At 65.0% G+C, this 15,004-nt stretch carries 13 protein-coding genes; 4 read left to right on the top strand and 9 right to left on the bottom strand.

Going from position 1 to position 15,004, the window contains the following annotated elements:
* The first annotated feature begins 16 nt into the window (after positions 1–16).
* Complete coding sequence (locus QWJ38_RS11230) at positions 17–1,348, top strand: lipopolysaccharide biosynthesis protein (RefSeq protein WP_290359173.1); 1,332 nt, start codon at positions 17–19, stop codon at positions 1,346–1,348.
* Between the two features lie 61 nt (positions 1,349–1,409).
* Here the strand turns inward: QWJ38_RS11230 and QWJ38_RS11225 are convergent, their stop codons facing one another.
* Complete coding sequence (locus tag QWJ38_RS11225; protein ID WP_290359172.1) at positions 1,410–2,627, bottom strand: heparin lyase I family protein; 1,218 nt, start codon at positions 2,625–2,627, stop codon at positions 1,410–1,412.
* Between the two features lie 356 nt (positions 2,628–2,983).
* Between QWJ38_RS11225 and QWJ38_RS11220 the strand changes: the two genes are divergently transcribed.
* From QWJ38_RS11220 to kdsA, 3 genes are all read left to right on the top strand, one after another.
* A complete protein-coding gene (locus tag QWJ38_RS11220) occupies positions 2,984–3,991 on the top strand; it encodes an NAD-dependent epimerase (RefSeq protein ID WP_434063966.1) in 1,008 nt (335 codons plus the stop codon).
* Positions 3,992–4,038: 47 nt separating this feature from the next.
* A complete protein-coding gene (locus QWJ38_RS11215) occupies positions 4,039–5,367 on the top strand; it encodes a UDP-glucose dehydrogenase family protein (RefSeq protein ID WP_290359171.1) in 1,329 nt (442 codons plus the stop codon).
* A gap of 64 nt (positions 5,368–5,431) precedes the next feature.
* Positions 5,432–6,271 carry a 3-deoxy-8-phosphooctulonate synthase gene (gene kdsA, locus QWJ38_RS11210; protein ID WP_290359170.1) on the top strand — a complete coding sequence of 280 codons (840 nt, stop codon included), beginning with the start codon at positions 5,432–5,434 and terminating at the stop codon, positions 6,269–6,271.
* Between the two features lie 26 nt (positions 6,272–6,297).
* Here the strand turns inward: kdsA and rfbC are convergent, their stop codons facing one another.
* The 8 genes from rfbC to QWJ38_RS11170 are packed head-to-tail and all read right to left on the bottom strand — an operon-like array spanning position 6,298 to position 14,905.
* On the bottom strand, positions 6,298–6,855 hold the full coding sequence (gene rfbC / locus QWJ38_RS11205; RefSeq protein ID WP_434063965.1) for a dTDP-4-dehydrorhamnose 3,5-epimerase: 558 nt from the start codon (positions 6,853–6,855) through the stop codon (positions 6,298–6,300).
* On the bottom strand, positions 6,855–7,745 hold the full coding sequence (gene rfbA / locus QWJ38_RS11200; RefSeq protein ID WP_290359169.1) for a glucose-1-phosphate thymidylyltransferase RfbA: 891 nt from the start codon (positions 7,743–7,745) through the stop codon (positions 6,855–6,857). Before rfbA ends, rfbC begins: the two co-directional genes overlap by 1 nt.
* 10 nt (positions 7,746–7,755) lie before the next feature.
* Positions 7,756–8,637, bottom strand: coding sequence for a dTDP-4-dehydrorhamnose reductase (rfbD, locus tag QWJ38_RS11195; protein ID WP_290359168.1), 882 nt, complete (start codon positions 8,635–8,637; stop codon positions 7,756–7,758).
* Between the two features lies 1 nt (position 8,638).
* Positions 8,639–9,697, bottom strand: coding sequence for a dTDP-glucose 4,6-dehydratase (gene rfbB, locus QWJ38_RS11190; RefSeq protein ID WP_290359167.1), 1,059 nt, complete (start codon positions 9,695–9,697; stop codon positions 8,639–8,641).
* 15 nt (positions 9,698–9,712) lie between these two features.
* A complete protein-coding gene (locus QWJ38_RS11185) occupies positions 9,713–11,152 on the bottom strand; it encodes a mannose-1-phosphate guanylyltransferase/mannose-6-phosphate isomerase (RefSeq protein WP_290359166.1) in 1,440 nt (479 codons plus the stop codon).
* Between the two features lie 23 nt (positions 11,153–11,175).
* Positions 11,176–12,210: a UDP-glucose 4-epimerase GalE gene (gene galE, locus QWJ38_RS11180; protein WP_290359165.1), complete on the bottom strand. Its 1,035-nt coding sequence runs from the start codon at positions 12,208–12,210 to the stop codon at positions 11,176–11,178.
* Between the two features lie 15 nt (positions 12,211–12,225).
* Entirely contained in the window at positions 12,226–13,434 is a 1,209-nt protein-coding gene (locus QWJ38_RS11175) for a porin family protein (RefSeq protein WP_290359164.1), read from the bottom strand.
* Positions 13,435–13,483: 49 nt separating this feature from the next.
* The gene (locus tag QWJ38_RS11170; protein WP_290359163.1) at positions 13,484–14,905 is read right to left on the bottom strand and encodes an undecaprenyl-phosphate glucose phosphotransferase; all 1,422 of its coding nucleotides are present in this window, start codon (positions 14,903–14,905) and stop codon (positions 13,484–13,486) included.
* Between the last annotated feature and the right edge of the window lie 99 nt (positions 14,906–15,004).

Below are 15,004 nucleotides of genomic sequence, written 5' to 3'. Positions count from 1 at the left end.
CCTGGCCGGCTGCACGATGATGGACTACCTGAGGAGGCGGTTCGATCGACTGAACCCCCGCACGCAGCGCTTGCTGCGAACCGCGGTGGTGAATTACTTTGCCCGCTTCGCCTCGGCGCTGACGGTGCTGATCACCATTCCGATGGCGCGCCAGACGATGTCCGGCGAGCGCTTCGGCATCTGGATGATGCTCGGAGCCTTGCTGACCTTCTTCTCCTTTGCCGATTTCGGCGTCGGGAATGGGGCGCTCAATCGAGTCACCGCGGCGCTGCGCAAGGGCGACAAGCTGGAATTGGGCCGGGCGATGTCGGCTGCGTATTGCTGTACCGCCGTGTCCGGCGCGCTGCTGATTGCGCTGTGGTTCGTGTGGGCGTTCGCAGCCAAGGATCCGCTCGCCTTCGCGGGCAAGGTCCCTGAAGTCCTGCGTCGTGAGACGCTGGTCGCGTTCTCGGCCTTTGTCGTGCTGGTTGCCGTCAACATCCCGCTGCAGCTGGTGCAGAAGTTTCAGCTGGCCTATCAGGAGGGCTACCGGATCGGCTTTGCGCAGCTGGCCTATTCGCTGTGCACCGTGATTTCTCTGCCGCTGGCGCTGTACTTCAAGACCAGTCTGGTGGTCCTGCTGTTGTGCACCTTGGGCATGCAGGTGTTCGTGCAATTGGTCAATATGGCCACCTGGTTTTCGGCCCGCGGCCTGTTCGACATCCTGCGCCATGCGGGCTTGCATGCGCCAACCGTCCTGCATCTGCTGCGCACCGGTTCCGCGTTTTTCATGCTGCAGCTTTGCGCGGTACTTGCCTACAACTCGGATGCTTTTTTCATCACGCAGCAGCTCGGTCAGGCCGTCTATGGTGACTTTGCCGCCGTCCAACGGATCTTTCTGTTCGTGTCAGGAACATTGGGGGCGGCGCTCCTGGGCCTGTGGCCGGCCTTTGGGGAGGCCATCGGTCGGGGCGAAATCGCCTGGGTGCGCCGAACCTACACGCGAGCGATGCTGATGGCGATTGCCGTCATGGGCTCGATCTGCCTGTTTATCACCTTCGCGATGCCGCTCATCGCCCGCTACTGGCTGCATATGGATGTGCCGCCGGCCACCGTGTTGCCGCTCGTGCTCGGTACCTGGGCCGTCATCGACATGCTGGAGAAAATCACGACGAGTCTGCTGAACGGCGCGGGCCTGTTGCGGCCGCAGCTGCTGGCGGCGATGGCGATGGCCGCTGCGGCGCTGGCGGGCAAATGGCTGCTGGTTTCCCTGGTCGGGCCTTGGGGATCAGTTCTGGCCACCATTCTCGCTTACACCCTGATCGTCGTCCCCGTGCAGATCATCCTGCTCAGGCGACTCCTGGTTTAGCGTAAGCGATGGTGGCCCGCCTGGTGCTTCGGCTGACCGCCATTCCGCTTGGAAAAATCGCCTACTGAACGAGCGAACGGACGAACTCTTCGTTGAAGACTTTGCCCTTGTCTCGCACCAGCACGGCTCGGTGGATGAGAACGGATCGGACGGGATAGCGCGTATCCCAGTTGTTGCCGTCTTCGAGCCAGTGGTAGTAGCCCGCCTTGGCATAGGGCAACTCGGTCGTGTTGTATCCGAGCGGCCCCTGCTTGGAGAACAGCAGCGTGCCATCGCGCCAAACCTTGAGTTCTGGGCCGTCTGCCGTGAACGGGGAGATCGTCGCCTGGAAGACAAAGGTCATCCACTTGGTCGTGATCGGCGATGTGTCTTGCCACGGCTTCACGATCGTCGAGCTCGTTTTCTGCGCCGATGCGCTGCTGTTGTATCGCGTTTCAATGCGCAGCTTTCCGTCGCGAAGATAAAGACCCATGAAAGGATTGAAGCCGGTGGCATGCCATTGGCTCAGCAACTGGTCGTCGGCAGCCATGCCGCCTTCGGCGACGCGAATGGATATCGCGTACCAGAAGTTTTCCTTGACCGGCAGCGAGGTCGGCGTGGCAGGCGGGGCGATGGCTTCGCAGCGCTTGCCGCCCGCGGTCAGAACGTCGTCCATCCCGACTCGCAGCATGAACACCTGTCGGCTCGTGTTGAGAGGATCGGTGACGCGGCCGAACCGGAGCGTCGAACCGTCGGGCAAGCGACTGCCATGGATGCCGGTCTCGCCGTACTTTCCAAACGCACCATAGACGCCATTGCAGTTGACGCCCGACCAGGTCTGGGTCGTCACGCTTTGCATCGCGTTGAGATCGGCAATGCTGTTGCTTGAGGTCAGCTGCATCGTCGGCGCTACCGCCATGGCCTTCATGGTGGGAGAAACATCTGCGATATTGACGTCCGCCGGCGCTTCCTCTTGTGCCGTCTGAGGCGCGGCATCGAGTGCACCTGCGAAGCTGTAGTCCGCCGCGGGCAAATAATCGACCGGGGCGGTCGAATTTTGTGCCCATTGCGCGGCGCTGGCTGTGTCCACGCCCGGCTGCCCGCTCACAAACGTCGCTGCCGAGCCGCCACTGGAAGAGGCTTCGGCAGAGCTGGAGCTCGCGACGATGGTGCCAGCATTTGCTTGAGCCTCTGGTCCGTCGGGACTGTCGTCGCCGCCTCCCCCGCAAGCACCCAGGAGCATGCAAGAGCCGAGAAATGACAGAAGAGTGAGCATAGAGAGGGAAGAGTACTGCTTCATGAAAGAGTCCAGTGGGCCGGAAGGGTTGGCTACGAGGTAATGGAATCTTCGGATTGCAGGGCCCTTGGCTAAATGTGCAGATGTCTCATGCCAAGTTGCATGGGGGTAAGACTTTGCAACGGCTGAGCAGTACGTCCCGGACGGCGATGCGCGCGTTGCGCTGCCCTTGGCGATCGAGTGTTCGATGTCTTCGCTTGCCGTGACGAAAGCACGCTTGGCGCGGCGAACTTGAGCGGCCGTGCAAGTCCGTCCCTGAAGTCGGGGGGCGGGGACGGGCAACACTCGAGGCTGGGCGAGAATGGTGCGCTTGTTGAATCGCTACGGCCCTAGCGCAGCATCGGAACTGGGAGACTCTGTTGAAAGTACTCGTGACCGGCGCCGCCGGCTTCATCGGCATGCATGTCAGCCAGATCCTGCTGGCGCGTGGCGATCAGGTCGTCGGCTTGGACAATCTGAACGACTACTACGATCCGCGGCTGAAGCGCGACCGGCTGGCGCGTTTGACCGGCACGCGGGGCTTCGAGTTCGTCCAACTCGATGTGGCCGATCGCGCGGGCACGGAGAAATTGTTCGCCGAGGGCGGCTTCGATCGGGTCGTCCATTTGGCGGCCCAGGCCGGCGTGCGCTATTCGATCGAGAATCCGCACGCCTATATCGACAGCAATATCGTCGGCTTCACCAACATCCTCGAAGGCTGCCGCCACGCCAAGGTGCAGCACCTGGCCTATGCCTCCAGCTCCAGCGTCTACGGCGGCAACACGCTGATGCCGTTCTCGGAGCACCACAGCGTCGACCATCCGGTCAGCCTCTACGCCGCGACCAAGAAGGCCAACGAACTGATGGCGCATACCTACAGCCATCTGTTCGGCCTGCCGACGACGGGCTTGCGCTTCTTCACCGTCTATGGGCCCTGGGGGCGGCCGGACATGGCGCTGTTTCTGTTCACCAAGGCCATCCTCGAAGGCCGGCCGATCAATGTGTTCAATCACGGCAGGATGGTGCGCGACTTCACCTATATCGACGATATCGCCGAGGGTGTGGTGCGGGTGCTCGACCGGCCGGCGACCGCCGATCCGGACTACGACGCCATCAAGAGCGATCCGGCGCGTTCGAACGCACCGTACCGCGTCTTCAATATCGGCAACCATGCGCCGATCGAGTTGATGAGCTTCATCGAGGCGATCGAGCAGGCGATCGGCCGCGAGGCGATCAAGAACTTCATGCCGCTGCAGGACGGCGATGTGCCGGCCACCCATGCCGATGTCGAGGAACTCGCGGCCTGGACCGGCTTCCGCCCGGCGATGCCGGTGCCCGAGGGCGTGGCGCGCTTCGTCGCCTGGTATCGGGATTACTACAAGCTCTGAGGCCGGTGGGCCTGAGCCATCCAATACGCTGAGGGAATGCGCTTGCTATGAAAGTCACCGCTATCGGCACCGGCTATGTGGGCCTGGTCACCGGCGCCTGCTTGGCCGAGATGGGCAACCATGTGGTCTGCCTCGACGTGAACCCGGAGAAGATCCGCATCCTCAACGAGGGCGAGATTCCGATCCATGAGCCGGGTCTGCTGGAAATCGTGCGCCGCAATGTGGCGGCCGGCCGCCTGCAGTTCACCACCGATGTGGATCTGGCCGTCCAGCATGGCACGCTGCTGTTCATCGGTGTCGGCACGCCGCCGGGCGAGGACGGGTCGGCCGATCTTCAGTACGTGCTGGCGGCGGCACGCTCGATCGGCCAGCGCATGAGCGACTACAAGGTCATCGTCGACAAGAGCACGGTGCCGGTCGGCACCGCCGATCGCGTCCGTGCGGCGATTGCCGAGGAACTGGCCAAGCGCGGCGTCGAGATTGCCTATGCGGTGGTCTCCAATCCGGAATTCCTGAAGGAAGGCGCGGCGGTCGAGGACTTCATGAAGCCGGACCGCATCATCGTCGGCTCCGACGACGAGCAGGCAACCCTGCTGATGCGCGCGCTGTATGCGCCCTTCAACCGCACGCAGGACCGCATGATGGTGATGGACCTGCGCAGCGCCGAATTCACCAAATACGCGGCCAACGCGATGCTGGCCACCCGCATCAGCTTCATGAACGAATTGGCGCTGCTGGCCGAGCGGGTCGGCGCCGACATCGAATGGGTGCGCCGCGGCATCGGCTCCGATCCGCGCATCGGCTTCCAGTTCCTCTATGCCGGCGCCGGCTATGGCGGCTCCTGCTTCCCGAAGGACGTCAAGGCGCTGATCCGCATCGGCCGCGAGCATGGCCAGGCACTGCATGTGCTCAATGCGGTCGAGGCGGCCAACGAGCGCCAGAAACGGGTGCTGGTGGACAAGATCGTCGCGCGCTTCGGCGAGGACCTGCGCGGCAAGCGCTTCGCGCTCTGGGGCCTGGCCTTCAAGCCCAATACCGACGATATGCGCGAGGCGCCGGCGCTGGTCATCGTCGAAGAGCTGCTGCGGCGTGGCGCCGAGGTGGCGGCCTACGATCCGGTCGCGATGGACGAAGCCCGCCGCCTGCTGGGCGCTGCGCCGGGGCTGAGCTTCTGCGAGCGGGCTGAAGCTGCGCTGCTGGGCGCGCAGGCGCTGGTGCTGGTGACCGAGTGGAAGGAGTTCCGCACGCCCGACTTCGAGCGCATCAAGCTCGAGCTCACCCAGCCGGTGATCTTCGATGGCCGCAATCTCTACGACCCGGCGCTGATGAAGGCCCTGGGCATCGAGCACCACGGCATCGGTCGCGGCCAGGGCTGAAGCGCGGCGCGCGTGACGGCGGCGACGATGGGATACTTGCGCCTTCCCTGAAGGAAGAGTCGATATGGTCAAGATCAACAACATCGTCGTCGACAACGCCCGGCCCTTCGTGCTGTTCGGCGGCGTCAATGTGCTGGAGTCCGAGCAGTTCGCAGTCGACGTCTGCGGCGAATACGTCCGCGTGACGCAGGAGCTAGGCATCCCCTATGTGTTCAAGGCCTCCTTCGACAAGGCGAACCGTTCGTCCATCCACAGCTACCGTGGCCCGGGTCTCGAGGCCGGCCTGAAGATCTTCGAGGCGGTCAAGAAGGCGCATGGCGTGCCGGTGCTGACCGATGTGCACGAGCCCTTCCAGGCCGCCGAGGTCGCCACCGTCGCCGATGTGCTGCAACTGCCGGCATTCCTGGCCCGCCAGACCGATCTGGTCGTGGCGCTGGCCAAGACGGGGCGGGTGATCAATATCAAGAAGCCGCAGTTCGTCAGCCCGCCGCAGATGCGCAATATCGTCGAGAAGTTCGAGGAGGCCGGCAATCCGAAGCTGATGCTGTGCGACCGCGGCGCGCAGTTCGGCTATGACAACCTGGTCGTCGACATGCTGGGCTTCGGCGTGATGAAGCAGGTCAGTGGCGGCAAGCCGGTGATCTTCGACGTGACGCATGCGCTGCAGCAGCGCGAATCGGGCGCCGCGGCGTCCGGCGGCCGTCGCGGCCAGGTGACCGAGCTGGCGCGCGCCGGCATGGCGCTGGGCCTGGCCGGCCTGTTCCTGGAATCGCATCCCGAGCCGGAGAAGGCCAGGTGCGATGGTCCGAGCGCGCTGCGCCTGTCGCAGCTGAAGCCCTTCCTGGAGCAGGTGAAGGCGATCGACGATCTGGTCAAGCGCCTGCCGGCGCTGGACACGCACTGAGTCGCGAGCCGGGCGGCTCGCCGGGCTCAGTCGAAGGTCTTGGCCTCGGCCAGCAGCGGCGCCTTGGCGTCCTTTTCGGCCAGCAGCGCTGCCATGCCGAGTTCGGGCCATTCGATGCCAATCGTCGGATCATCCCAGCGCACGCAGCCTTCGGCCTGGGGCGCGTAGTAGCCGGTCGTCTTGTAGAGGAAGTCGGCCGTCTCTGACACGACGACGAAGCCATGGGCGAAGCCGGGCGGAATCCACAGCTGCTTCTGGTTTTCGGCCGTCAGCTCGACGCCCACCCAGCGGCCGAAGTTGGCGCTCGAGCGGCGCATATCGACCGCCACGTCGAAGACGGCGCCGGATACGCAACGCACCAGCTTGCCCTGGGCATGCGGATGCAGCTGGTAGTGCAGGCCGCGCAGCACGCCGCGGCCGGAGCGCGAATGGTTGTCCTGCACGAAGCGCAGCGTGTTGCCGGTCGCCTGATTGAAGCGCTCCTCGTTCCAGCTCTCGGTGAAGAAGCCGCGCGCATCGCCGAAGACCTTGGGCTCGACGATCAGCACCTCGGGCAGGGCGGTCGGGGTGATAGTGATCATCATCAGAAGATCTTTTCCTTCAGCAGCTGCTGCAGGTACTGGCCGTAGCCGTTCTTCAGCATGGGCTGGGCCAATGCCTCCAGTTGCGCGGCCGTGATCCAGCCGCTGCGGAAGGCGATCTCCTCGGGGCAGGCGACCTTGAGCCCCTGGCGTTTTTCCAGGGTGGCGATGAACTGGCCGGCCTCGAGCAGGCTGTCATGCGTGCCGGTATCGAGCCAGGCATAGCCGCGGCCCATGATCTCGACGCTCAGCTGGCCCTGCTTCAGGTACTGGGCGTTGACATCGGTGATCTCCAGCTCGCCGCGCGGGCTTGGCTTGATGCTGGCGGCAATGTCGCAGACCTGCTCGTCGTAGAAGTACAGGCCGGTGACCGCGTAATTGCTCTTCGCTGCCTTCGGCTTCTCCTCGATCGACAGTGCGCGCTGTTGGGCGTCGAAGTCGACGACGCCATAGCGCTCAGGGTCATGCACGTGATAGGCGAAGACGGTGGCGCCGCTGCTGTTTGCGTTGGCGTTGTCCAGCAGGCCCTGGAAGGCATGGCCGTAGAAGATGTTGTCGCCCAGCACCAGCGCGCTCGGGTCGCCGGCGATGAACTGCTTGCCGAGAATGAAGGCCTGGGCCAGGCCGTCGGGACTCGGCTGCACGCAGTAGCTGAGATTGATGCCCCAGCGGCTGCCGTCGCCGAGCAGCGCCTCGAAGCGCGGCAGGTCCTGCGGCGTGCTGATCAGCAGGATGTCGCGCATGCCGGCCAGCATCAAGGTGCTGAGCGGGTAGTAGACCATCGGCTTGTCGTAGACCGGCAGCAACTGCTTGCTCAGCGCCAGGGTGGCCGGATGCAGGCGCGTGCCGGATCCGCCGGCGAGGATGATGCCCTTGCGGTTCTTCGTCGTCATCATCGCTTCCTCAGAGAATTTCGGCCAGCATGCGCTCGACGCCCAACTGCCAATGCGGCAGCTTGAGGCCGAAGCTGCGCTCGAGCTTGCGGCAGTCCAGCCGGGAGTTCAGCGGCCGGCGCGCCGGCGTCGGATAGTCGCTGGTCGGAATGGCCAGCACCTGGTCCGGCTGGACCTTAATCGCACGGCCCTGGCGACGCGCCCATTCGATGACAAACGTGGCATAGGCATGCCAGTTCGTCTCGCCCGAGGCCGTCGCGTGATAGAGCCCCGAGAGCTTCGGGTCGGCCAGGGTCGCGCGAATCATATGGGCGGCCAGATCGGCCAGCAGATCGGCACCGGTGGGCGCGCCGATCTGGTCGGCGATCACCTTCAGCTGCTCGCGCTCGGTCGCCAGCTTCAGCATGGTCTTGGCGAAATTGCCGCCGCGGGCCGCATAGACCCAGCTGGTGCGCAGGATCAGATGTGCGCAACCGCTGGCCATGATGGCCTGGTCGCCGGCCAGCTTGCTCGCGCCGTAGACGCTCAGCGGATTCGTCGCCGCGTTCTCGTCGCGCGCTTGGTCGCCGGAGCCGTCGTAGACATAGTCGGTGCTGTAGTGGACGAGCAGGGCGCCCGTGCGGGCGGCCTCGGCGGCCAGCAGGGCTGGCGCCGTCGCATTGATCGCACGCGCCAGCGTGTCGTCGGCCTCGGCCTTGTCGACGGCCGTGTAGGCGGCCGCATTGACGATCAGCTGGGGCGCGATCTCGCGCAGCTTGGCGATCAGCGCCTCGCCCTCGGCCAGATTCCAGCCGTCCTCGATATCGCGGGCATGGACTTCACCAAGGAGGCTCAGCGAACGCTGCAGCTCCCAGCCAACTTGTCCGCCCTTGCCGATCAGAAGTATCTTCATCTCAGCCGCCGTACTGCTGCGAGACCCAGTCGCGATAGGCGCCGCTCTGCACGCGGGCAACCCAATCCGGATGATCCAGATACCACTGCACCGTCTTGCGGATGCCGGTCTCGAAGGTCTCGGCCGGCCGCCAGCCGAGCTCACGCTCGATCTTGCGCGCATCGATCGCGTAGCGGCGGTCGTGGCCGGGACGGTCCTTCACATAGCTGATCAGGCGGCTGTAGGGGCCGGCTGGGTCGGGCCGCAATTCGTCCAGCAGCGCGCAGACCGTCTCGACGATGTCGATGTTGGCCTTTTCGTTCCAGCCGCCGATGTTGTAGGTCTCGCCGAGCCGGCCGCCGGCCAGCACCGCGCGGATGCCGGAGCAATGATCGGTCACGTAGAGCCAGTCGCGGATCTGCTGCCCGTCGCCATAGACCGGCAGCGGTTTGCCGGCCAGGGCGTTGACGATCATCAGCGGGATCAGCTTCTCGGGGAAGTGATAGGGGCCGTAGTTGTTCGAGCAGTTGGTCGTCACAACCGGCAGGCCATAGGTATGGTGCCAGGCGCGCACCAGGTGGTCGCTGGCCGCCTTGCTGGCTGAGTAGGGACTGTTGGGCTCGTAGGGATTGGTCTCGGCGAAGGGCGGGTCTTGGGCTTGAAGCGAGCCGTAGACCTCGTCGGTCGAGACATGGTGGAAGCGGAAGCTGGCCTTCTCCTCGCCGGCCAGCTGCGACCAGTAGGCGCGCGCCGCTTCGAGCAAGTTGAACGTCCCTTCGACATTGGTCCGCATGAAGGCTCCCGGGCCGCTGATCGAGCGATCGACATGGCTTTCCGCGGCGAAGTGGACGATGGCGCGGGGGCGGTGCTCGGCCAGCAACCGATCGATCAGCGCGCGGTCGCAGATATCGCCCTTGACGAAGACGTGCCGCGCATCGCCATCCAGCGAAGCAAGATTCTCCGGATTGCCGGCATAGGTCAGCACGTCCAGATTGACGACCGGCTCGTCCGACTGCCGGAGCCAGTCCAGCACGAAGTTGCTGCCAATGAAGCCGGCGCCGCCGGTGACGAGAATACTCATGGTTCTGCTGCCGCCTCAGCTGCGGCCGTAGGTGTCTTCGAAACGGACGATATCGTCCTCGCCCAGGTAGGAGCCGGACTGTACCTCGATAATCTCCAGTGGCACCTTGCCCGGATTGGCGAGACGGTGGGTCTGGCCCAGGGGGATGTAAGTACTCTGGTTCTCGCTCAGGAGGATCACCTTGTCGCCATTGGTGACCTCGGCCGTGCCCGAGACGACGATCCAATGCTCGGCGCGGTGGTGGTGCATTTGCAGGCTCAGCGAGGCGCCCGGCTTGACCATGATGCGCTTGACCTGGAAGCGCTCGCCATGGTCGATGCTGTCGTACCAGCCCCAGGGGCGGTGGACCTTGCGATGCAAGCTTTGCTCGCCGCGCTTCTCGGCGTTCAGGCGGGCCACGATGTGCTTGACGTCCTGGCTGCGCGCGCGGTCGGCCACCAGCACCGCGTCCGGCGTCTCGACGATGACGACGTCGTTCAAGCCGACGACACCGACCAGGCGGCTCGTCGCATGGACCAGGGTGTTGCTGCTGTCGCTGACGATCGCGTCGCCGCGGCTGGCATTGCCGGCCGCGTCCTTGGGCGCGACCTGCCAGACCGCCTCCCAGGCGCCCAGATCGTTCCAGCCGGCATCCAGGGCCACCATGCGCAGCGCGAACTCGCTGCCGGGGCAGCGCTCCATCACCGCATAGTCGACCGACTCGGACGGAACGGCGCCGAACTCGGCCTTGGCCGGGCGGACGAACTTGGCGTCGATCTTGCGCGCATCCCAGGCGGCGCGTGTCGCCGCGACGATGTCGGGACGGAAGCGTTCCAGCGCCTTCAGCCAGACGCTGGCGCGCAGCACGAACATGCCGCTGTTCCAGAAGTAGCTGCCCTCGGCCAGATAGCGTGCGGCGGTGGCCGCATCGGGCTTCTCGACGAACTGGGCGACGGCCAGTCCATCTGAAGCGGACGCAGCGCGGATATATCCGTAGCCGGTCTCCGGCCGGTCCGGCCTGATGCCCAGGATCGCGATCGCGCCTCCAGCGGCTGCTGTGACCGCTTGCTGCAAGGCAGAGCTGAAGGCGGCGTCGTCGACCACCGTCTGATCGGCCGGCGTCACCACCAGCACCGGATCATCGCCGCCGTCCAGCGCCTGCAGCGCGGCCAGGGTCAGCGCCGGTGCGGTATTGCGGCCGACCGGCTCCAGCAGCACGGCGCTGGGCTCCAAGCCAATCTCGCGCAACTGGTCCAGCACCATGAAGCGGTGCTCCTCGTTGCCGACGATGCTGGGGCCGGCCAGTTCCAGGCTTTCGCTGGCCAGCGCGGCCAGCCGGCTCGCAGCCTGCTGAAACAGGCTGGTATTGCCGGACAGGATCAGGAACTGCTTCGGATAGCCGGCCCGCGACAGCGGCCACAGGCGGGTGCCGCTCCCGCCGGCCATGATGACCGGCTGCACCTTGATTTTGTTCATGCGAAGACTGTCGGTGAGGTGATTCAGGTGGGCTCGAAGCCGTGCGGGTTCAGGCTTTGCCAGCGCCAGCTGTCCTCGCACATGCGGGTCAGATCGTAGCGGGCGCGCCAGCCCAGGCGCTGCTCCGCCAGCGTCGGGTCGGCATAACAGGCGGCAACATCGCCGGCGCGGCGCGGCACTACATCGTAGGGTACGGCGCGGCCGCTGGCCGCTTCGTAGGCGCGCACCAGCTCCAGCACGCTGTAGCCGCGGCCGGTGCCCAGATTGACCGTGATCGATTCGCGGCCGGCGAGCAGGAAGCGCAGTGCCGCCACATGGCCCTCCGCGAGATCGAGCACATGGATGTAGTCGCGCACGCCGGTGCCGTCCGGCGTCGGATAGTCATCGCCAAAGACCGACAGCCGATCGCGCCGGCCGACGGCAACCTGGGCCACATAAGGCATCAGATTGTTCGGTGTGCCGCGCGGATCCTCGCCGATCAGCCCGCTCTCGTGGGCGCCGACCGGGTTGAAATAGCGCAGCGACGCGGTCTGCCAGTCGGGATCGGCGGCACCCAGGTCGCGCAGAATCGTTTCGCCGATCAGCTTGGTCGAGCCATAGGGGTTGACCGCCGCCAGTGGCGCGTCCTCGCGCAGCGGCAGGCTTTCCGGCACGCCATAGACGGTGGCGCTGGAACTGAAGACGATGCGCTTGCAGCCATGCTCGCGCATTTGTTCGCAGATATTGATCAAGCCGCCGATATTGTTGCGGTAATAGGCCAGCGGCTGCTGCGTCGATTCACCGACTGCCTTGAAAGCGGCGAAGTGCACCAGGGCCTGCGGCCGGTGCGTAGCGAACACCTGCCGCATCGCCGCCGCATCGCAGACGTCGGCGCGCTCGAAGACGGGCGTCTGGCCGCTGAGCCGCGCCAGGCGCTCCAGCACGACCGGCGAGCTGTTGGAAAAATCGTCGACGCCGACGACCCGGTAGCCCGCCGACAGCAGGGCCAGCCAGGTGTGGGAGCCGATATAGCCGGTGGCCCCGGTCAGCAGAACGGTCGTGGCGGATGCAGAACTCATGCAGGTATCAAGGGATCAGTAGAAGACCGCCTGGACATTGCAGCCGAAGCTGCCGGTATCGAAGGCGTATTGCGGGATGCTGCTGTCTCGGTCCAGATGGTTGAGCAGGCAGCTGACGCTCCAGGTGCGCGAATAGGCCCAGTTGGCGCCGAGGTTGTAGGCGAAATCGCGGTCGAAATCGCGCGACTGGAACGCGGTGGAGTTGCGGTCGGCGCGGCTGTAGAAGAGGCCGGCATTCAGCGACACCTTGCCGGTCAGCTGGTAAGTGCCGTTCAGCCGCAGCGCCGTCGTCAGCCGGCTCTGGTCGGTGACGCCGGGCAGACCTTCCTGGCCGGTCTCGCGCGACAGCTGGGTGAAGAAGGTCCAATGCCCGGTGGGCTGCCAGTTCCAGTTGATCAGACCGGTGAAGCCGGAGTAGTTGCTGGAGGTGATGACCGTGTGCTCGGTCTTCGTGTAGCTGATCCGCGCATTGAGCTTGCTGGCGCCGCTGGCATCCCAGCCGGTCGTCAGGTCGATATCCTTGCGCTTGTAATCGTCCTGAAACGAGGCGATCTGGACACCGCCAAAGAAAAGCGGATAGTGCGGATAGACGCCGTCGGTCTGGCGGTAGGCGACGCCCAGTCGCAGATCCTGGCTGGGCCGGTAGACCAGGCCCAGCGAACCGGCCGTCTGGTGGTAGTCCAGCTGGTCGTATTCGGGCGCGCTGAAGTCGCGCTTGCGGTAGCTGATGATGGCCTCGGCCGAATAGCGCGTCACCAGGCCGACGCGGAACAGCGCCTGCGCGTTGTCGTTGCGCTCGATGTTCTTTTTGAACACCTGGTCCACGCCACGACCGACGTTGTAGTCGGCCAGCGCCTCGCTGGAATTGAACGTGAACGAGCCCGACAGCCGCTCGATCGTCGACCAGTCCAGGCCGCCCTTCAGCGAATAGGCATGGTTGTCCAGCTGCTTGTTGTCGTTGTACCTGTTGCCCTGCACCGAGGCATCGGCATACAGGCGCTGGCGGCCGAGCCGCTGGTCGAAGCCGCCCAGCAGGCTGGCCGAGGCGACCGTGTCGCTGTTCGAGCTGAAGGCCTGCCGGTAGACATTGGAGACCTGGCTGAGGCCCAGCGAGCCGCCGAAGTAGTAGGGGTTCGATTCGGCGGCCGCTGGCGCCGCAGCTGCCGCCAGACAGGCGAGCGCCAGCCAGGCACCACGGCGGTTCGTTTTGAGGATCGAGTCCATGGATCTCCTAAGACCTTGGGCTTGCTGCGGGCCGGCCAACACTGCCGGGTCAGTAGGCATGAGCGTCGAAGATCACCAGCCGTGCGGTCCGGATGATGATTTGCAGATCCAGTGCCAGCGACCAGTTGCGCAAATATTCCAGATCGTATTCGACCCTTGCCTTCATTTTGTCTATCGTGTCCGTTTCGCCACGCAGGCCGTTCACCTGGGCCCAGCCGGTGATGCCCGGCTTGACCTTATGGCGAACCATATAGGCCTTGATCAGCTTGCGGTACTCCTCGTTGTGCGCAACCGCGTGCGGGCGCGGCCCGACGATGCTCATGCGGCCCTGCAGCACATTGATGAACTGCGGCAACTCGTCCAGCGAGGTGCGGCGGATGAAGGCGCCGAAGGGCGTGATGCGCGGATCGGCCTTGGTCGCCTGCTTGACGACCTCGCCATTGTCCTGGACGCGCATCGAGCGGAACTTGTAGACGATGATCTCCTCGCCGTCGAGGCCGTTGCGGCGCTGCTTGAAAATCACCGGCCCCGGCGAGCTCAGCTTGACGCCGATCGCCACCGCCAGCAGGATGGGCGAGATCAGCAGCAGGATCAGGATCGAGATGACGATGTCGCTGATCCGCTTGACCAGTTCGTTGGTGCCGGTGAACGGCGTCTCGCAGATGCCGACCACCGGCACCCCGTTGATGTCCTGCAAGCGGCCCTGGATGATGCTGATGCCGAACACGTCCGGCACGAAGAAGAGTGAGGCCGTCGTGCCCTGGATCTGTTCCAGCAGTTGGACGATGCGCGGCTGCGAACCCAGCGGTAGGGTGATGTAGACCTCGCGCACGCCGCGCTTGCGCACGTAGTCGCTGAGCTCGGCCAGCGTGCCGCGCATCTGGCCGGCCGTGTCGGGATGCAGGCGATCGTTCTGGCGGTCATCGAAGAAGCCCAGGAATTCGACGCCCTTGTCCTCGCTCTCGCGCAAGGCCCGCGCGACCTTGGCGCCCAAGGGGCCGGCGCCGACAATGACGGCGGTGCGGCGCGCCGCCGGCAGCCTGGCGCGCCAGCGCCGGATACGGCGGCCGATCTCGACGGCAATGCATTGCACGATGGGCGTCAGCCCGGCCCACCAGAGCAGCACCTCGTTCTCGAAATAGCCGAGGCTGCTGGTCGCATAGCCGCACAGCGCCAGGATGATCAGCAGCACCAGCCAGGAACTGATCACGTCGATGGTGGCGCTGACCGGATGGTCGCCGAAACGGTTGCGGCCCGGGAAGGTCAGTGCAAAGATCAGCAGGCACAGGGTCAGCGTCGAGCGCAGCACCGGCTCATTGAAATAGGCGTTCACCGCCAGGAAGCACAGGACAATGATGCCCGGCTCCAGGAACGCGGCGATCAGGGACTCGACCGATTGTGGCGCGCTATAGAAGGTTCTTTTGTAGCTGCGGTCCTCGAACATCGTTCCTAGGTTCCTCTTGAGAGCCATGGCGCTGGGAGCATGGGCGACCCCCTCCCAGACCGGGCCATGCGAGATGATTCTCGCTCAAATCGGTGGTGCTCCTGCCCGGGCCAGCCCCCTAGGTCA

It is taken from the genome of Roseateles violae, assembly GCF_030410485.1.
Lineage (GTDB): Bacteria > Pseudomonadota > Gammaproteobacteria > Burkholderiales > Burkholderiaceae_C > Roseateles_D > Roseateles_D violae.
Note: the sequence above shows the minus strand (reverse complement) of the source record. Positions and strands in the feature narration are given on the sequence as shown.